The following is a 20,538-nucleotide window of genomic DNA, read 5'->3' as shown; positions in this document are numbered from 1 at the left end:
ACTCTCTCAGAATGTTGAGTCTCCGACAATACCGGGGCGGTTCACAAATATCTATTTTAGAGTTATTTATCTATACCACCCCAATTACTACCTGTTTTATTGAAAATTATTACCCCTGTGTGTAGTTTATTACTTCATACATTTTGTTATGCTCAAGTTGTTCTTAATTTATCTGTAAATATTTTGCTATTTAAGGACTTGATTGGTGGATTAGAAGGACGTAATCGACCATATAACAAACATCAAGGGAGTGAAAATATAATGCTTGTAAATATCGATAACGGGGGCACACTCACAGATATCTGTGTAGTTGGCAAAGACGAGGTATATTATACCAAAACATTAACAACCCCTCTTGATCTCTCAGAATGCTTTTTTGAAGGCATCAAAAAAGCTTCTGAAGTTATATACGGAGAGGATAGTTTTGTTACTCTGCTGCAAAACAGTTCTTTAATTCGCTACTCATCAACTCAAGGAACTAACGCATTAGTAGAACATAAAGGCCCTAAGGTGGGTTTGATAACAGACGAAACCGATCTTGTAGAGAGGCTTAACAAAACAACTCCTGAAACGGATATGTTCCAAAGTATTGTTGGCGACCGTACTGCGCTTTTAAAGGATACAGATAACGAAGAAGAAATGGATACTGCACTGGTTAATGCGATTAATGATCTCACCAATGCTGGTGCTGAACGACTCGTTATTGCTATTGGTGATAAAGAAAAGGAAAAAAAATACAAACATTTCTTCTTGTTACGTTTCCCACGTCACTTACTAGGCTCAGTACCTGTCTTATTTTCTTGGGAGTTCACTAAAGACCTTTTACGTGAAAGAAGAATTTGGTCAGCCATTATCAACACCTTTCTCCATCCTACCCTAGAACATTTCTTATACTCCGCTGAAAATAGACTAAGAGCTCATAAAGTCAAAAACCCATTGTTAATTTATCGTAATGATGGGGCTTCTTCTCGCGTTGCTAAATCGGTTGCCCTAAAAACCTATTCTTCTGGTCCACGTGGTGGTTTAGAAGGTACTAGAGCACTTGCAGAAGCATATGGTTTCAATCGTGTTTTGATGATTGATGTTGGTGGTACGACCAGTGATATTGGAGTAGTTGATAATTTGAGTATTGTCTCTGATCGTAGAGGTCGGGTAGAGGGTGTTGAGATTTCTTTCGAGCTCAGTGATGTTCGCTCCTACGGTATTGGTGGCAGTTCTATTATACGGGCGAAAGATGGAGAAGTCATGGTTGGTCCCGAAAGTGTGGGTGCAGCGCCTGGTCCTGCGTGCTTTGGTTTTGGTGGTAAAGAAGCAACAATCACCGACGTAAATCTACTATTAGGTATCTTAAATCCTGAAACTTATTTAAATGGTGAGTTGAATCTTGATCCAGAACGCTCATGTCAGGTAATTAAAACCAATGTTGCTGATCCTCTAGGAATCAGTGTCGAAGAATCTTTGTTCCTGATGCAAGAAGCTTTTGCAACAAAGATGGCAGCAAGTCTTAAAGATCGCGTAGGTGACGGTGGCGACACCGTACTTGCAGCTTTTGGGGGTGGGGGCCCTATGAGTGCGTGTCAATCAGCGCGTAAAGCAGGCATCAAACGCGTTATCATTCCCAAACTCGCTGCTGTATTCTCGGCGTATGGTCTTAGTTTTTCAGATGTCTCTCAAGTGTTTGAAGAGCACATTACGGGTCTGAGTGCAGATAAAATTGAAAAAATTAAAGAAAAAATGCTTGAACAGGCCGAACGCCATATGTACCAAGAAGGGTATTCGCTGAAAGATGAGTGCGAAGTTACTTGGAATACTATTGTAGAGAATGCAGACGGTAGCGAACATGAGCGTCTAACGTTAGAAGATAATAGTGACCATACTGATGACCAAAGACTCATCCTAGTACTAGAAGCATGTCATAAATTAGAGCATCCAAATCTCAAAGCCACACCATCTGATAGTAACAGTACTGTAGCAGCAAAAGCCTCTGGTAATCGCAAAGTATTGAGAGAAGGTATTGGTGAAGACGACATTCCTGTGTATGTTCTTGATGAACAAGAGGCAAATTCATCTGCGCAAGGCCCTGCAATTGTAGAAGGTCCATTCTTCACGGCTAATGTCACTGATGGCTGGAGTTTTGTGGTTACAGATGCAGGTGACCTTATGCTTAGAGATGATGCTTAGCTTAATAGCAAATCAGGAAATAATTTTAATACAAGGAGAAGTTCAATGAGAGTTCCAATGACAGAGTATTTGCTAATCGATCTAGAATCTGAACGGTGGGTATGTCGTGTATGCGAACATGATTTCGGCGATGCTCGAGGTACCTATAAAGAAGGTACTTTAATATATGATCGTAATCCGGAAGAAATCCATCCCCCAGTTATTGACCCGAAACGCTACAAATTTACATTCTCACCTGATCCAAGTTATTGCCGTATCTACGAGTACTATTGCCCTGGTTGTGGCACACAAATCGAAACCGAGTATTTGCCACCAGGTCATCCACCAACTATTGATATGCTTTGGGATATAGATGATTTACGTCGTCGCTGGGAAGAGTTCGGTGAAAACCCTGAAGACGTTATCAATTATGGTCCAGGAGAGAACGCACAAGTAGATTTGAGTGAAGCACGTCAGCGTCATAGTCATGGTCATCACCGTGCACCAAAACAACTGCAGGAAAAATAAAGGGGAGAATGACATGAAAAGAATATCTGTTGATGTCGGCGGTACTTTCACCGATTGCTTTTTCGCATGGGATGGCTTATATATTGAGTCAAAGTCGCTCACCACTCATCACAACCTCGCTTTAGGATTCAACGCTGCACTTGATAATGCGTGTGAACGTGCTGGACTATCTCGAGAGGAAGTACTCAAGGAAGTTGAATCGGTGCGCTACGCCACCACACTTGGTACAAACGCACTTATCGAAGGTAAAGGTCCACGCGTTGCCGCTATTGTTACCCACGGTTTTGAAGATACTATCCATATTTCTCGTTCTAAAGGCTATGGTGAGGGATTAGATCCTGTGAAACAAGGCGATATGCCAGATGCAGAACGTCCTGAGCCTATCGTGCCACGTAAAATGGTGCGCTCAATAAAAGAGCGTATTGATACGATTGGTGAGGTTCTTGTTCCTCTACAAAAAGAAGATGTACGTAAACAGGTACGTGACCTAATTACCAACGGTGCTGAAGCTATCGTTGTCGCCTTAGTTAATGCGACAGAAAATCCAGAACATGAGCAGCTCGTGTTAGAGATTATTTTGGAAGAGTATCCTGCGCACGAATTGGGATCAGTACCTGTCATTCTTAGTAGCCAAGTATCAGGTCGTAAAGGTGAATTTGTACGTGGCAATACGACAATCATTGATGCCTTCTTGCACTCTATCATGTTCAATGCAATTAATCAGCTCACTACCAATTTACGCAACTCTGGTTATGAGAAACCAATGTTAGTTGTACATAACTCTGGTGGTATGGCGCAGTCTAACTCAACTGACGCACTACGTACTATTCACTCCGGCCCTATTGCAGGTGTCGGAGGTGCACAGCACTTATCAGAAAGTACGGGTATTGGTGATGTAGTTACCATGGATATGGGCGGTACATCTTTTGATATTGGGTTAGTTCCAGAAGGTGGTGTCAAACACTACGATTTCCATCCTGTCATTGGGCGTTGGTTGATTTGCTTGCCAATGATCCATTTAAATACATTAGGTGCGGGTGGTGGTTCTATTGCTAGTTATGATCGCATTCATAAGGCAATTAAAATTGGACCACAGTCTGCGGGCTCTGATCCAGGACCTGCCTGTTATGACCGCGGTGGATTACAAGCAACGGTAACTGATGCTGACCTTCTACTTGGTTATTTAGATCCAGATAACTACGCTAATGGTTTCATTAAGCTCAATCCAAAGCGTTCACGTTTCGTAATAGAAGATAACCTCTGTGACGAGCTGGATTTAGATGTAATTGAGGTTGCTAAGATTATTAAGCGTAGCGTTGATGAGCAAATGGCGATTGGTATTGAAGTGGAGCTAAGAAGTAGCGGTAGTGTTATCGATGATTTTACTATGGTTGCCTACGGTGGTAATGGCCCACTACATGCCTGTGGTATTGCAGAACAAGCTGGGATTTCTAAGATTTTATTCCCACCATTTGCTTCTGTTTTCTCGGCATTAGGTGCAAGTAATATGAAGCCATTGCACATTCATGAGCGTAGTGCTTATGTGGTGCTATATGAACCGATATCACGGACTCTCTTTGATGAGTATGACCGCTTTAATGACTATGTCGAAGAGCTAGAAATGAAAGGTCGTGAGGATTTGGTACGCCAAGGCTATGATGTTAATAAAGTAAAACATCGTTTAGAGTTGGATATGCGTTATGGTAACCAGCGTGTGACTACTTCAGTCGCTTTAGATATTAATCGTATTGAGAATGTAGGCGAGGTTTTGAGTATTATACGCACGTTCTCTGACATTTATGTAGATCGTTATGGTAAAGGTATTGAAGCCCCTGAAGCAGGGGTGCGCGTACAGACCATTCGTGTTGCCTCCTTTATTGATAGTGAAATAATAAATTTCGATGATTTGGAAACTGATTTAGTGCGAACCGAACCTAAGCCTGTTTCATTTCGTAAAGTATATTTTGTCAATGAAGATAAAGCGGTTGATACCCCCATTTACGATGCCAGCGCGCTTAACGAAAAGTATGTGGTGAAAGGACCAGCTGTTATTACCACTGAAAGCACCACCTACCTTATTGAAAAAGACTGGCGGGTTGAGCCTACATCACAAGGTGCTGTTTGGTTACTTAAGGACAAGGCTACACAATAAGGATAATGCTACACAAGGTAGCTCTAATACATAATAAAGGAATAATTATGACTACAGATACATACAAATCAGGTCGTGAATTAACCGACGAAGAAAAAGCTTGGGTCGAAGATTTTATGAACGAGACAACATTGTTTCTCGGTCCTGATCCTGAAATTATGCGTAATCACTCTATTTCGAAACGCTCTGAACTAGAGAAAGAAGTGCTCGCTAAGGGTGCCGATCCGTTACTCTATGATAGAATCCGTCGCAGATTAGTAGGTGCGCTTGATGACGCGTTTGAGATGTGCGAGAGTATGGGGGCAGCACCGGGAGCTAAATGGGCAGACTTGTCAGTTGCGGTTTATACTGCACAAGGTGATGTTTGTTATATGTCAAATCGTGGAGTGATTGCTTTCTCAGCAGTATTACATCACCCCATTCGCTATATCATGAAATACTGGAAAGACGAACCTACTGTAGGTATTAACCCTGGTGATGGTTTCTTCCATAACGATGCGCGTTTCGGCTGTGTACACAACACCGACCAATCACTACTTTCTCCTATCATGCGTGATGGTGAAGTTATAGCTTGGGTAGGCGCTACCATTCACGAAGGTGAAAATGGAGCTTGCGAGCCAGGTGGTATGCCTTCTGGTTCAGAAACACCGTTTGATGATGGCTTACGTGGCTCACCGATGAAAATCGTAGAGCGTGGAAAACTGCGTCGAGACCTGCTAACTTTCTTACAGCATTCAACACGTGATCCAAAATTGATGCTTGCTGATATTAAAGTAAAATTGGGAGCAGTACGTCGCGTCATGGATGTTGTTGATCACGCCATTGATGAGCACGGTCAAGATGCGTTTGTGGGTGCTATTCGTATGACAGTTGAGGACGTTGAAGAAGAAGTGCGTCGTCGTATTCAGGCAATGCCAGACGGGACAGTTACTGTACATCAGTTTGTGGATTCAACTTTAAAAGAAAATATCTTAATCAAGTTTGCCTGTAAAATTACCGTAAAAGGCGACAGATTGATCTGCGATTTGCGTGGTACAGGTCCCGAAATTCTTAATCGAGCGATCAACTCGCCATTTGCATCGACTAAAGCATTCTTTGCGCAAGCTATTTTATCTTTCTGGTGGCCAGATTTACCTCGTTCTACGGGTGCACTCTCACCGTTCGAGTTTATCAGTGATGAAGGCACATGGGGAGATTGTAGCTATGATGCACCGATTGGGCAGAATCTGCAAGCATCATTCCGTGGATTTACCGCCTTACAAGCGGCATATGCGAAACTGCAATTCTCTATGCCTAATAAGTACTCTAACATCATTGCTCCATGGTTCAATCAAATCAATGACTTTCTATGGGGTGGTGAAACGCAACATGGTGAACAGGTCGGTAACCTTTGTGCAGATTTAAACGGTATGGGCGGTGGTGCCAAAGCCTTTAAAGATGGCGAAGATGCGATTGCTCCGTTGTTTTGTGCGATGGCAGATACTGGTGAGCAAGAAGTCATGGAAGAAGAAGTACCATTTTTACAACTTGTTTCTAAGCGTATCGTCCGTGATAACCAAGGTTTTGGTAAGTATCGTGGCGGTATGGGTTATGAGATGATTGTTGCAGCACGAAACACGCCTGAATGGGGTTTCATGACAGTGACCTCAGGTGCAAAATTCTCTAGTGTAGGTGGTATGTTTGGTGGCTATGGTTGCCCAACTTATCCCCTCTCCATGGTTAAAGGTATTAATATTTATGATATTATTAAAAAAGATCCGACACAGTTTGATCTTTCAATCGAACGAATAATGAATGAACAGCCTTACGAAAATGGTAAATATATAACTTCTCACATGGGATTGCAGTTTGATCGATGCGAAGAAGGTGAGCTGTATATGATCTCGCAAGGTTCGGGCGGGGGTTATGGCGACGCCCTAGAACGCGATCCAGAGCACGTAATGCAAGATTTGGAGATAAATAGGATTTCTGCTCACACTGCAGAAAGCATTTATAAGGTTGTTTGGAACGAAGAAACATATGTGGTTGATAAAGAAGCGACTGAACGCTTGCGTGATGAAGAGAGAAAAGCTCGACTTGAGCGTGGTATTCCTTATGCAGAATTCATGAAAAAACACGTGAAAGAAGAACCACCAGAAGATATATTTTACTATGGGTCTTGGGGACAAGGAAATGATGAAGAATTGTTCGCTACCATATGGGAAAATAACCGTCCTAAGCGAGTTCATGGCAAACTTAAGGAGCTTCCACTCATCACCATTCCCAATCGGCATGTGATGAAGATTGAAAAACTTGAAGCACGGATTCAGGATTTGGAGGGAGAGCTTGGTATAGAAACTCAACATCTGACCTAAATCTGATGCTAGTTAACACTTTTAATTGTTGGGACTTGGCTTATATAGTCAAGTCCTAACAGTATATTTTATCTCTAACAACGGATTGTCTATTTCTAACAACGGATTGTCTATTAAAGACGACAACATATCAAAAATACTTGCTAAAAGGATATTACTATGCCAAATATACTAAGATTATTACTCGAAGGCTCATATTCTGAGGATAGTACCTCCAAGCTCATAATGAATGCGGAAGATTACGCCCAAAAGGTATTACTACAAGGAAAAACAATTCCTTGGCATGATGCTACCGCATATGCTAATCACTTGAGTCAAATAGCAACACTTTTAAGACCGCATGTTGCTGTTATTTCTTTAGATAAGATGATTGCGCAAGAACTCTCTGAAAATCAAAAATTGACCACTGCAATGAGCGAAAAAAGTCGTGCAGGTTATGCGCTTAGAACCTTCATGAGTGATGAGGAATTTAGAGCAGCAGCCAGTGCTCTTGTCGCCTCCAGTGTGCAAACTCAACGGATACCTGTGGTTATGCAATTACCTTCTCCTTTACAAATGTTATATTCGACCACACGTGCAGTCCAGCCTGATTTAGATTATGATTTTGACGATGACGATGCCGAAAATGCAGCAATTTACTGTGCAGACTGGTTACGTACTTTTAACGGTACTCAAATCGCAGGGCTGATCTTTGATGAGCGTGAAGGCGAGGTCGCTGAAGAAGCTTATCAGCCTATTAAAAACATCGCAGAGCATTATCAATGGGTCATTGGTGTGCGCCGAGATAATGAAGTATTGTTTAGTAGTCCCAAAATAACCATTCCTGTTTTACCATCGATGTATTGGACTTCAGGTGAAGTAACTATCAAAACTTCTGGTGCAATTTTTACTGAAATTGCTCGGGACGCTGTGCCAGAGCAGGTGCTAGACTTCCGAGAAAAACTAAGTTAAATTCAGGTGGGCTGGGTTGTATAAAATAACAGGAGCAACATCATTAGATGAGTGTTGTAAATCAAGCGCCTTTTTTTGTAATTGAGGGTCTTTTAAAGTTATAGTAAACCTAAGAACTAGGGCAGGAGGGATGAAGCGTTTTAATCAATCTAATATATTGAGATTTTTGGCTTCGATGACTGCTTGAACACGGCGAGATACCCCCAACGTATTGTATATGGCTTTTAAGTACCACTTTACCGTATTGACACCAATATTCAAATTTCTAGCGATTTCCTTATTCGACAAGCCCTTCTCTAGCATTTCGAGAATGAGGATTTCTTTCTTTTTTAAGGTTTTAACTGCTAATTCGCGTGCTTGTGAAGGGTTTTCTATGTAGGTCCGGGTAATATCCATATTTTCTGTTTGTATTTTATCCAGTGCCAACAAACTGAGTAACCAACGATTAAACTCTGCGGTGGCGTTTGTAGTATGCTGCTGCCGGCATCGCTTAGCTAATCTTTCGATAACCTTAATAACATTTTGATCCTCATCAATAAAAACTCGAATCATACCCTGCTCAAAACCCTTAAGTAGTGCAGGCAACAATATATCTTCAGCTTCTGTATGACGTCCTGCCTTGTTCAAAGATTTGGCTAGTAAAGTGCGTGTGCACACTTCGTAATAACACCTTTTTTTTAGAATATTATCTTGCAAAATAGTAGACAATATTTCTATGGCTTTTTTATCTTCTCCAGTTCTGCAAAGCAAACGTGCTTCAGCGCATGCACGAATTTCAAATAACTGCTCAATGATACTAGATGCTTGCTTAGGTATGATAAGCCTATTCCATTGCTGCATTGTATGTTGTGCAGACTGTATATTACCTTGCGATATATACAGTTTTATAAGCTCTGCTTTAAGTAAAAACTCTAAACGTGGAATACATAATGCCTGAGCGACAAGTTGACCTTTATCTAAAATAGCATGAGCCTCAGAAAAATTATTTTTTACGATTGCTAAACGACTACTGAAACAATAGGTTGCAATGTAAAAATTGGCGATACCACCCTCGGCACCTAATAACCAGCTATCCATAAGTAGGGCTTCTGCTTCATCGAGTTGGTTGCGTTCGTAGTATATCTGTCCTAGCAATGCCCCTGATAAATAAGCGGCATGTGAATGTTTTCCTGCTTTATCCCAAGCCTTTTTCTGAGCTTTTTTAAAATATTGTTCTGCAATATCTAGCTTGCACTGTTTTAAATAGGCTATGCCTGCAAAACAGTCACCATAAACACCACTGAATGGACCTCTTGTGTGTTGATGAAAGCGGCCTACTTGCTGTTGCAATTGTATGGCGTCATCAAAGTTGTAATTATGTATCAATACATAGGTCTGAATGTTGTTTGCAACGACCACAACCCAAGGATTGTGATTATCTTCTTTATCAAAATGTGTGGGTAATATTTGTTCTATTTTATCTAAACGATCTGCATACATATTAATACATGCCTGCAAAACTCGTGCTTCAATACGAATATTAGCTTCATTTGAATACTTTTTGTTTGCTAAAGCTATTTCAACAAAATTTAGTGCTTGCTGCGCTTTTTGTGGGTGATGTGTCAGGCAGTGTGCCCAAGCAATGGCCAGTTGTAACTCACAGCTCATTTCAATATCTTTTTCAGGGATTTTGTCGATCAGGCGTAGTAATGTTCCCATAAAGCTGTGTTCGACTAGCCACATTGAATCCTTTTCTATGAAAGAGATGGCACGATCCATCTCTTTAGCCGCAATAGCATGATCTACGGCCTCATTAGTTTGGTTGTTATTGGCAAACCATTGTGCTGCTGATAAATGTAGGGTCTTGATTTTTTCGGGCATTTGTAGCTTGAGACGCTGTTGTAAAAAATAGGCAAATAAATGATGATATTGAAACCAGCAACGCTCTTGATCTAAGGGTCGAATAAACATTCCCTGCTTATATAATGACTCTAATAAGGATTGGCTATTTGTTCTTTGAGTAACCGTATTACACAAATCATCATTGAGCCTTTCGAGGATAGAGGTCTGTAGTAAGAAATTTAACATATCAATGGGTAAGTTATTTAAAACGTTTTCTGCAAAATATTCATTAATTGAATGAATTTTTCCAATGTCATCGAAAAGATTAGTAAAATCATCTTTGCTTTTTTGTGTTCGCAACATTAGTAAAATTAATTGCAGTGAAGCAACCCAACCTTCAGTTTTTTTCCATAAGGTATGAATATCTTCAGGTCTTAAGTTTACCTTATTACTCTTATGTAAAAAGTGGGATGTTTCAGTCTCATCAAAACGTAGCTCTGTACTGTCTATCACACACAATTGATGTTTAACGTGTAGTGTATAAATAGGTAAAGGTGGCTGTGTACGGCTACAAATGATAAGGTGAAAGTGATCGGGAGCACATTCAATCAAAAAATTTAAAGCGTCATTGGTAGCTTGATTAGTAATGAAATGCCAATCGTCGAGAACGAGATACATCTGCTCATTCAATAATTCAAGCTGGTTAACCAGCTCAGACAGAATAAAATTAATGGCATAATTAGATTGGCTCTCAGATAAGGCTGTCGTATTGACTACGATGCTATCTTCTACACTATGAATGGCTGCCACAATATAATTGATGTAACGTGCAGGGTCATTGTCTTGTGCATCTAAACTTAGCCAAGCAACGCGATGTTCTTGAGTAATTAAAAATTCTCGCAACTGCATGGCAAGGCTGGTTTTTCCAAAACCAGCAGGACCATGAATCAACATGACGCGATGATTAATATTCTCAATTAACTTACTCATTAAACGAGGACGTAACACTAAGTGCACAGAATCTGTCGGTGCATTAAGTTTAGTGAGAATTAATGGTAGGCGTATATTATCTGCCTCTTTTTTATGCATCCTGCATTACATCCTCAAATTGTCAAATATACGATCCTTGTATACTCTCTTTCTCTTTATACACAGTAAAATTATAATACTTATTAGATTAACATGCCAATCAAGCTATAAACAGCACAAAACTATAGCAGACAGACCTTATCGAATATTATAAGGAGACTCTAAGCTAAGCCACTTAAGAGAATTCTTTGCCCAACTTAACGACCTATAGGTTGCACCTCACCTTGCCAAGCTCGTTCTGTGTTATGCACGGTATCATGTAGCTCTTTGTTTAGTTGTGTCGTAGGATGAGAATATTGCTTGCTTTTATAGTTTGGTATATTACGTTTTGCTTATGCATCCATAATATTATGATTATTTTTCAAACCTTTTAACTTATTGCTATATTTTTTAATATTAAAGCATTTGAATCTAAACGGGTCAATCGACCCTGTCGGATTTAGCGCATAATGAAAGATATTTCATCCACCAATCAAGTCCTTAAGTAGCAAAATATTTACAGATAAATTAAGAACAACTTGAGCATAACAAAATGTATGAGGTAGTAAACTACACATTGACCCCTGCTGTCAAATCCGTACAACTAAACTTGGGAGATTTTAGTTACGCAGCTTGACGATAAAAGTCAAACCACATCTGTCTTGGCGATCTATAGCCCAAACTCTTTTGAATTCTCGCCCCACTGCGAGCACAGCTCTTGTCTTGCGTCGCTGCAAAGCAGTGCTTTGCTAATCGCTCCTCATTGTACTCAAGCTCGATATATTGTGTGATATCACTGACCCAAGACTCATTAGGACGGTTGGCATCAAACTTCTGATCCAGCACGTTTGGATAGACCAGCTTGTTGTGCTTTGAGTCAGTGGTGACTTTAAAACGCTTATGACGACGGCATTTGATATCATGTTCTTCTTTGATACTTCTAACCATGTATAAGCTAATATCACAGCCTTGCTCTGTCAGCTTTGCATGCAATCGATCAACACCGTAACCACTGTGAGCGGCTTTAACTAGTAGCTCACAGTGGTTACGGTGTATCTGCTGGTCGCTGATGTCACGACTGTTCCAGTCGTAGTAGCTTGATGACTTAACACTTAATACACGGCACATAATGGTGATGCTAAAGAGGTGGTTATCTTTGATAAAGGCGTACTTCACGAGCTGTGTCTGGCAAAGTACGCGGTGGCCTCATTCGAGCATAGCTCACAAAACTAAGTATACTCAAAGTGCATGGATTGGGATAGATAGAGCAGGACAGTATAGAACGCCAGATACAACAAAGCCCCTGATATCAGAGGCTTTGTTGTTCTATAAGATAGTATAGGACTATATAATGGTACCCGGAGCCGGACTTGAACCGGCACGCTATTACTAGCGAGGGATTTTAAATCCCTTGTGTCTACCAATTTCACCACCCGGGCAAAACTTGTATTATCTAATGAGTAAGCTTTCTACTTGCTAGATAGTGGTCGCTATTATAAGCATTTATATTAATAAAGCAAGCTAAAATTAATAAGATACTAATAAAATTTTAACCTAAATAATTGGAGGCTGAGGTCGGAATCGAACCGGCGTTAACGGAGTTGCAGTCCGCTGCATGACCACTCTGCCACCCAGCCAATCAAGGATGCCTATATTAGCAAAATTAATTTAAATTACAAGTCATTTTTTCATCAAAGCTGCTTTAAAGCCACTTTATTTAGTATTGTCATCGTATTTGTGCCTTTATTAACATCTAATTGGCTTAAGACTCACTATTTTACACATCTACTAGCTCTATATGCTATGAACATGCTAGATGTGTTAACGGGTGCTATTGCCTAAAAAATGACCACCAAGCCTGTGCTTGGTGATGTTGTAATGCTAGTAATAATAGGTATCAAATAAATGTCGTAGGAATTAAAATGCTAAACGATATCTTTATTATCACGGCGAGATTTTTTAATATCGCGATAGGTTGCGGTGCAAATGAGTATCAACACCCCAAGCGTAATCGCTGGCCATACTAAAATATAAGGTGGTGTTCTAAAAAGCATGCTGGCATCAGACATAACCATAATTGATATAAAAGAACACCAAATCAAAGACTTTAAAGTGATTATCAAGCTTTTTAGAGAAACACCAGGTTCTTCTAACGGCTCGTTTTAGTCGGTGTCTGAGACGGCAATTATTGCCTTCTATGCCTACGGTATGTTGTTTGCCACCCCGTTTATTATCTGGTTTAAAGGCGGTTAAGAAACGGTTCCAGTTATCCATGCTAACAGAGCTATACGTCACTTTAAGGTACTTGAGACGGCACCGTAGCTTTCTTGCCGTGGCTAAGTCACGTTTACCCCAAACATAAGCCACAATCTCACTGGTGTCACGATCATAAGCATAGATGAGCCTAAGGTGCTCAGTACTTTACCAATACTAACAGAGGTAATGACAGCGATGTCTCTGATGCCGCAGCCTCGAGCAGTCATCAGCCGTATTCTATCTTCTATTCTAGAATGACAGCCTTGGTAGGTTAAGGCATGGTCGCCAATGAATTGACGTTGACAATCCTTACATTGGTAGTTCTGCTTGCCATAGCTTTTTATGCCATTTTTCTTTAAACTTATACTGTGACAGTCGGGGCAGCTGATATCTATTTGTGTCTTCATAACCTCAAATATATCATCTTGCTTCGGCTGTCACCCCTCTTTTAATTCCTCAGCATACTTTCTGATACAACACCGAATAATGGTTAAACCACGACTACATTTCGTTTGTCATTATTAAATAAAATGACACCTGTGTTAAATAGTTGTAACATTTACACGCTACAAGGGTAACTCATTAGGCCTCTAATCTCAAATTTATTAGCCCAAGTAGGTGAGCGATAGGGTTTCAAGAGGTAATAATAACTTTAAAAAGTAATAACGATTTTGAAGGTTGATATAGTTGGTTCACTTTAAAACCGATACAGTGCTACTGAGATGAATTTCCCGCAGTCACTGTTTAGCAGCACGCAAGGAACATTTATACACCAATAGCACGTGGCTATCAACGTATCGATTTTATTTAGAACTGACTATAAGGGTTTGGATAGGCAATAAAAAACCCCAAGGCGAATTAAGCGCACTTGAGGTTCCTAGTTCAATAGGTTTAAACAATCAATCTCTGAACACACTAAAGTTATGAATAAACTACAGTCTTGAATAATAAGTCACTCTATTATCACGTAAAAACCCTGCCAACCCTAGTCCGTAGCGCTGAGCGACACGCACCGCCGTACTGGTAGGCGCGGACATACCAACCAGCCACGGTATGTAAGCCCGAATAGACTTTTGTACCAGTTCTATCGACAATCGCGAAGACATAACCACGCACTCGACCTCTACCTTGTGCCGTAGCTGCCAACCGATGAGTTTATCAAGCGCATTATGGCGTCCCACATCTTCAAATAGATGCAAGTGCTGACCCTGCATCGTGGCAGCCGCATGGACCGCGCCTGTTAATTGATGCATGTGTTGCTTGGCATCGACTTGTGCTCGTATGTTCAGTAAACTATCAAGACTTGGTTTGGTTGTCGTGACTTGTTGCGCATTCTGTTGCTTATTCTGTGCATAACCACTCAAATCTGGCAGCGCTTGTGTCAGTCCGGTTATCCCGCACATGCCGCATCCTGTTCGTCCTGCAAGCTGCCGTTTTTGTGCTTGGATACGTTGATGGCAGCGCTGGTTTAATACCAATTCCACCACATAAACATCATAGTCTTGTAGCTGCTCAAACGGCATTGAGACATTAGTCTCGTCAATTGAGTTCTCAGTAAAATTTTCAAAGCTTGCGCTATCCGTAAGCTGAGTCACTTCCCAATCGAGTAACTCATGACTGTGTTCAATCAAGCCCTCACTGAACAAAAACCCAACGGCTAAGTACTCAAGCTGGCTGGGGCTGGCCATTAGTACCGCATAGTGAATACCATTGATAACAATAGAAATCGCGGCCTCCACAGCCAAGCTTGCCAGCTGACGATCAATATGAATCTCATCAAAGCCCTCAATATCAATACTATTGTGACTATACTCATTTAATGGATAAGCGTGTTTTTGCGCCATATGTTTGCGTGCAAGCGGCGTCGCAGGTAAGGCTAAGTCTTCAGACACGCTATCTGCCGATACTTGGTCGCTATATTGGGCATTATTTTCAACTATCATGAACGCTCTTTATATGGTGTTGTCATCGATATTGTTATGGCTGTTACCTTTTTAACGTCACTATTATTTCAAATGTCATTACCACTATTAATTAGCATTGTTATTTCCTGCTAGGCAGAGTCAGCTAGTCTAGTATCTGCACTAACACGTTGTAAAACGACGGTTAATGACTTATACGCCGGTATTTTAGAATCTGGGGCATGTGTGTCTAAGTCGATTAGGTCGTTGCATTCAGGATAGTAGGTTGCGACGGCATTAGCAGCAATATCCATCTCTGTCAGTATCAATGGCCCTAATGTGCGCTGCTGATCTTTACTGTCTTGACGCGAGACCATAACGGTATCACCTTTTTGCCAACCCAAGCGGCTCATCTCATCAGGATGCATAAACAATACATCACGGCGATCGGTTTGGCGGTAGCGGTCTTGAAAGCCAAATATCATCGTATTAAACTGATCATGACTACGGACGCTGGTTAATTGCCAAACCGCTTGTTCACTAGCTTGAGTATTGTTTTGTGAGTTAGATGTAGAATTATTTTGAGCATTATTGATATCACTATTAATATCGATTTTCTGCTTTGAATCTGCCGCAAATTTTGCGGTTCTCTCTGTCATTTGGCTTGCAACATAAGTAATCGGATATTTTGGCACTTCAAACTGTGCTTTACCACTTTCAGTATTCCATTGACGATGACGGGCAGGGTGATACAAATGGAAGCCACGATCAGCGGCACGAATACGCTGGTTAAAGTCCTCAAAGCCTTCAATGGCTTGAGCAATATAATCACGAGTAACGTTGAAATCCTCAGCCATAGCTTGCCAAGGTATCGACGACTCAGCCCCAAACAACTGCGTGGCAATATCTGCGATAATTTGCGCTTCAGATTTTAGGGTATTGCTAATTGGATCAAGGCGACCCTGAGTAGCGACGATTTGACACATGGAATCCTCAATTGTCGCAAACTGCTCACCTTTGGCCGTAATTAAGCGCTCCGTGCGACCCACACACGGTAAAATTAGATTGTCCACGCCTGGATAAAGCATCGTCTCATTGAGCTTAGTAGCGACAAAAATATTAAGCTGATTATTAGTTAATGCTTGTTGAATGGCACTTGAATCAGGCGCAGCAACCGCATAGTTACCACCCATGCTCACAAAGGCTTTGATCTTGCCGTCTATCATCGCTTTTGCCCCTGCAATCACATCGAGGCCGTCCTCTTGTGGCATTGGACGCTCAAATACACGCTCAAGGCTGTCAAGCAAGCTTTGCTTGGGACGCTCATGGATACCCATCGTCCGATCGCCTTGCACGTTGGAGTGCCCACGAACTGGCGACGCGCCTGCACCATCGATACCAATCATACCCATTAATAACAGCAGATTGGTAATCATAGCGACATTGTCATCGCCCTGAACGTGCTGGGTGATGCCCATACCCCAAGTACAAATCGTCGCTGGACTGTCTGCAACGAGGCGGGCGAGATTGATGATTTCTTCCTTACTAATACCACAGCCGCGTTCGACATCCGCCCAAGACTGCTGGCGTAACCAAGTATCTAGTGCCTCAAGTCCTGAGGTATGTTGCTCAATAAAATCTGTGTTCATTTTATTATTTTTGGTGAGCCATTTTGCCATACCAGTCAGTAGCGCGGCATCGCCACCAATTTGGATTTGAATCACGTCATCAACGACGGCGTCACTCTTTCCTGCCACCATATGTGACGGCTTTTGCGGATTTCTGAAAGCTTTTAAACCTTGCTCTCGCATAGGATTGACAGAAAGAATTCGACACCCTTGCTTGTGCGCATGGGCGAGCATCTCCAGCATACGAGGATGATTAGTAGCTGGGTTTTGTCCGAACATTATAATGAGTTTGGCCTGCTCAAAGTCTTCTAATACGACAGTCGCCTTGCCGATGCCCAACTGCTTACCGAGCATCACTGAGGTGGGCTCGTGGCACATATTTGAGCAATCAGGTAAGTTATTGGTGCCAAAGCAACGTACAAACAACTGAAACATAAAGGCGGGCTCATTAGTAATGCGCCCTGAGGTATAAAATAATGCCTCATCTGGTGAATCAAGCTTCTGTAATTGCTTAGCGATACGGGCGTAAGCGTCCTGCCAAGAGATAGGGATATAATGATCTTGCGCTGCATCGTAATATAGTGGCTCTGATAATCGGCCGATGTGCTCAAGCTCATACCCCGACCAGCCTTGCAGTTCTTTAACCGTATGCTTAGCAAAAAACTGAGCATCGGCACGCGTAGACATAGCTTCACTGGCGATGACTTTGATACCAGTCTCACAGACATCAAGTGCTTTATGTGATTTATGATCTGGCCATGCACAGCCCGGACAATCAAACCCGCCTTTGGGTTGATTGCTACTTAATACACTCAAACTGCCTCGCAAAAAGGCACTGTAATCCATCAGCTTACGAGTAGAAGCAATCAGTGCAGGCCAACCGGCTGCAGGGTGCGTATAAACAGGAATTTTGCGCATGACAGACCTTATAGATAAATGACGATAAGCAAAGAATAATAAATGATGTCTACAGAATAGGCAGTAGGCACTTAATAGTAGCATTACTTCTGCATAAATGAACACGTAGACAATAAAAAAACCTCAAGCTTATTAATCGCTTGAGGTTTTTTGGTAGAGGGAGGTTACTAGACTATAGGCAACGTTTAATAACGTGCATCTTTTGGTTTTGGAGCGGTTGGCCAATCACCATTTTTCTTAGCAAAATCAGGGCGTGGTTTGTGGGTGAAGAATTCTGCAACATCGACGGCGTCTTGGTCGCTCAATACATTACCATGACCCCATAAACCTTGAGTTTGGATACCTATCGGCATATTGTATTTAACAAAAGCAGCGGCTTTATAGGTACGTGCCAAACCTGCGCCAATATTAAAAGACTCATCACCCCATAGCGGTGGAAAGATGATATCGCCACGACTGTCTTTGATGCCTTCACCATTGTCTCCATGACAGGTCGCACACTGAGCATAATAAATCTTTTCACCCTGTACAGGGTCAGGTATCAGTGATTCGTCTACTTTACCGGTATTATCGATATTCACTTTTTGGGTCTTGGGTGTGTTTTGTGACAACCATTCCATATAAGCCAAGATAGCAAGCATCTCGTCTGACTCAGGTTTCAAGGGTTTGCCGTTCATCGAGCGCTGAAAACAGCCATTGATCCGCATGGTCAAATCCACCTCTTTACCGGATCGAGGCATCACGCGTGGGTAGAAATTATGACTGTTGATATACGGGTCACCAAGTGGGATTTTGCCTTGGGCGATATGACAGCTATTACAGTTCATCTGAGCGCCAACATTGTCTGGCAATAGACGTTTGGTTTCGTTTAACAAGCGTTTGCCGTAGATGATTTTCTCAGCATTTGGCTCATCTAAGATAGAGGTGTCTTGTGGTAACACATAAGAGCCAATATCTTTATTAGCATCATCGGTTGTGACCAGTTTGTACTCAACTGGGTTACGCTCAGCAGGCTCTGGCTGTGAGCAGCCACTGATAGCGACAGCGCATGCAACGGCAGTGAATACCGAGATAGAAAGTCTGCGCGGGGCAATACTATTAGTATCGGATAAATGGTTCATTATTTGGCTCCTTTTGCAGCAGCATCAAGGTCTTTAACACTCAGGTCTGGCGCGATATCTGTGCCAGTTTTTGGCTTTTTGGCAAGAAAGGCGCGCATTTTTACCACATCATTAACCGTAATTTCAGGCGCTTGGTTGGTCCAACTATTACGGACATAGTTGACCACTTCTGCAATATCGGCGTCAGCTAGGTTGGTAAATTCAGGCATGGTAAATGCCATACGGTCATGCGGTGTTTTTGGCATACGTCCACCACCCAAGGTGATTTGCAATACAGAGTCAGCATTACGGGCATAAACGGCGCTGTTGCCATCAAGTGCGGGGAAGATACGCGGTACCCCTTTACCATCAGCACGGTGACAGACGGTACAATATTCAACATAAAGGAGTGCACCACGTGAGTCGTAGTTGCCGGCTAATAATTTTTCAGTGGTAATGTCTTTTTTCTCAGGGAGCGTCACTTCCTTATTGGGAGCAGGGGTTAGGGTTTTTAGATAGGATGACATGGCGTTTAAGTCGGCGTCAGTCATATACTGAGTGCTGTGCTCGACAACTTCAGCCATCGCGCCAAAAGCGGCAGTGGTATCGGTACGACCTGTTTTAAAGAAGTCGTTTAGCTCAGCAATCGTCCATGTACCTAAGCCGCGATGCTCACCACGAATACTTTTGGCGCGCCAGCCATCAATGATGGCGCCGCTTAAATATTCGTTTGAGTCGGCATTACTTAAGGCTATTTCTTGAAAACCAATACCGCGCTCGGTATGACATGAGCCGCAGTGCCCAGGACCTTCGACGAGATACTGACCACGAGCGATAACCGCATCATCGGTTTCTGAGACAAAATCACGCTTACGGTCAAACAATACTTGCCAATAAGCCAGAGGCCAGCGCCAGTTGGCAATCGGTGGTAACTCGCTTTTAAGGTTGGGCTGATTGACGGCTTTGACTTCTGACATAAAAAAGGCATACATCGCTGCCATGTCATCGTCAGGCATAATTTGATAAGACGGATAGGGCATCGCAGGATATAGGGCGCTATTGTCACTACGGACGCCATGCTTGACAGCATTTTTGAATTCATTAAAGGTGTAGTTGCCAATTCCTGTGGCTTTATCAGGAGTAATATTGGTTGAATAAATCGCGCCAAGTGGTGTTAGCATCGGCAAACCACCAGCATATTCTTTACCACCAAGGGTCGTATGGCACGCAACGCAGTCGGCAGTCCGTGCTACATAAGCACCTTGCTTGATTAAAGCAGGATCGGTAATGTTGACCGCAAGGTCACTGTTGGTAGTACGCATATTAGGCAATAGCTGCCCAATGATAAATGCCATAGCCAGTCCGATGACCGCTGTAATAACAATGATTAATGGCCACTTTTTCACAAGCGCGCCCTCCATAGTAAAATGAGGTATGTTTTGATAATTTATGGTTGTATCTGTAATAAGTAGCTAATAGGTAGTCACAACGCGATTCGTAATCTATCCCGATCACTGAGCTCAATGATTATAAAAACATCGTTTGATTATGATACAGTCTTGTTACATAGTATAGAGTGAAGTGTAATGTGGTAATATTGTGGAAAACCACATTTATTATAAGGTTTTACGATCGATGCAGATATGGGCGGCTCATCAACCATTGGTGAAATGTTTTAGAGCGCAGCTAAAAACTACGGTT

Annotated in this window: 11 protein-coding genes, 2 tRNA genes and 2 pseudogenes; 5 read left to right on the top strand and 10 right to left on the bottom strand. The window is 42.0% G+C overall.

Annotated features, from left to right (window positions below):
- Positions 1–99 precede the first annotated feature (99 nt).
- The 5 genes from PSYC_RS07525 to PSYC_RS07505 all read left to right on the top strand — a co-directional run bounded on the left by PSYC_RS07525 (position 100) and on the right by PSYC_RS07505 (position 8,145).
- Entirely contained in the window at positions 100–2,181 is a 2,082-nt protein-coding gene (locus PSYC_RS07525) for a hydantoinase/oxoprolinase family protein (RefSeq protein ID WP_201500630.1), read from the top strand.
- Between the two features lie 45 nt (positions 2,182–2,226).
- The gene (locus PSYC_RS07520; protein ID WP_011280718.1) at positions 2,227–2,688 is read left to right on the top strand and encodes an acetone carboxylase subunit gamma; all 462 of its coding nucleotides are present in this window, start codon (positions 2,227–2,229) and stop codon (positions 2,686–2,688) included.
- Positions 2,689–2,701: 13 nt separating this feature from the next.
- Positions 2,702–4,840 carry a hydantoinase/oxoprolinase family protein gene (locus PSYC_RS07515; RefSeq protein WP_011280717.1) on the top strand — a complete coding sequence of 713 codons (2,139 nt, stop codon included), beginning with the start codon at positions 2,702–2,704 and terminating at the stop codon, positions 4,838–4,840.
- A 5-nt stretch (positions 4,841–4,845) separates the two neighbouring features.
- Positions 4,846–7,194, top strand: coding sequence for a hydantoinase B/oxoprolinase family protein (locus PSYC_RS07510; RefSeq protein WP_319795827.1), 2,349 nt, complete (start codon positions 4,846–4,848; stop codon positions 7,192–7,194).
- A 159-nt stretch (positions 7,195–7,353) separates the two neighbouring features.
- Positions 7,354–8,145 (top strand): hypothetical protein, encoded by a 792-nt coding sequence (locus PSYC_RS07505; protein WP_011280715.1) that lies wholly within the window; start codon positions 7,354–7,356, stop codon positions 8,143–8,145.
- 144 nt (positions 8,146–8,289) lie between these two features.
- Here the strand turns inward: PSYC_RS07505 and PSYC_RS07500 are convergent, their stop codons facing one another.
- From PSYC_RS07500 to PSYC_RS07460, 10 genes and pseudogenes are all read right to left on the bottom strand, one after another.
- A complete protein-coding gene (locus PSYC_RS07500; protein WP_011280714.1) occupies positions 8,290–11,055 on the bottom strand; it encodes a LuxR C-terminal-related transcriptional regulator in 2,766 nt (921 codons plus the stop codon).
- Positions 11,056–11,802: 747 nt separating this feature from the next.
- Positions 11,803–12,240: pseudogene (locus PSYC_RS07495) on the bottom strand (IS3 family transposase); the annotation flags it as partial.
- A gap of 146 nt (positions 12,241–12,386) precedes the next feature.
- Positions 12,387–12,473 (bottom strand) — tRNA-Leu (locus PSYC_RS07490).
- A gap of 124 nt (positions 12,474–12,597) precedes the next feature.
- Positions 12,598–12,671: transfer RNA gene (locus PSYC_RS07485), tRNA-Cys, on the bottom strand.
- 288 nt (positions 12,672–12,959) lie between these two features.
- Entirely contained in the window at positions 12,960–13,103 is a 144-nt protein-coding gene (locus PSYC_RS11690; protein ID WP_187147140.1) for a putative transporter small subunit, read from the bottom strand.
- Positions 13,096–13,697: pseudogene (locus PSYC_RS11430) on the bottom strand (IS1 family transposase). Before PSYC_RS11430 ends, PSYC_RS11690 begins: the two are co-directional and overlap by 8 nt.
- A gap of 525 nt (positions 13,698–14,222) precedes the next feature.
- On the bottom strand, positions 14,223–15,233 hold the full coding sequence (gene fdhD / locus PSYC_RS07475; RefSeq protein WP_011280711.1) for a formate dehydrogenase accessory sulfurtransferase FdhD: 1,011 nt from the start codon (positions 15,231–15,233) through the stop codon (positions 14,223–14,225).
- Positions 15,234–15,343: 110 nt separating this feature from the next.
- Entirely contained in the window at positions 15,344–17,737 is a 2,394-nt protein-coding gene (locus tag PSYC_RS07470; protein WP_011280710.1) for an FdhF/YdeP family oxidoreductase, read from the bottom strand.
- A 185-nt stretch (positions 17,738–17,922) separates the two neighbouring features.
- Complete coding sequence (locus PSYC_RS07465; protein WP_011280709.1) at positions 17,923–18,858, bottom strand: c-type cytochrome; 936 nt, start codon at positions 18,856–18,858, stop codon at positions 17,923–17,925.
- Positions 18,858–20,243 (bottom strand): cytochrome c, encoded by a 1,386-nt coding sequence (locus PSYC_RS07460; RefSeq protein ID WP_049750925.1) that lies wholly within the window; start codon positions 20,241–20,243, stop codon positions 18,858–18,860. The genes PSYC_RS07465 and PSYC_RS07460 overlap by 1 nt, the downstream gene beginning before the upstream one ends.
- Positions 20,244–20,538 lie beyond the last annotated feature (295 nt).

Origin of the sequence: Psychrobacter arcticus 273-4, from assembly GCF_000012305.1 — a bacterium.
Taxonomy (GTDB): domain Bacteria; phylum Pseudomonadota; class Gammaproteobacteria; order Pseudomonadales; family Moraxellaceae; genus Psychrobacter; species Psychrobacter arcticus.
This window is presented reverse-complemented; position numbering and strand designations above follow the sequence as displayed.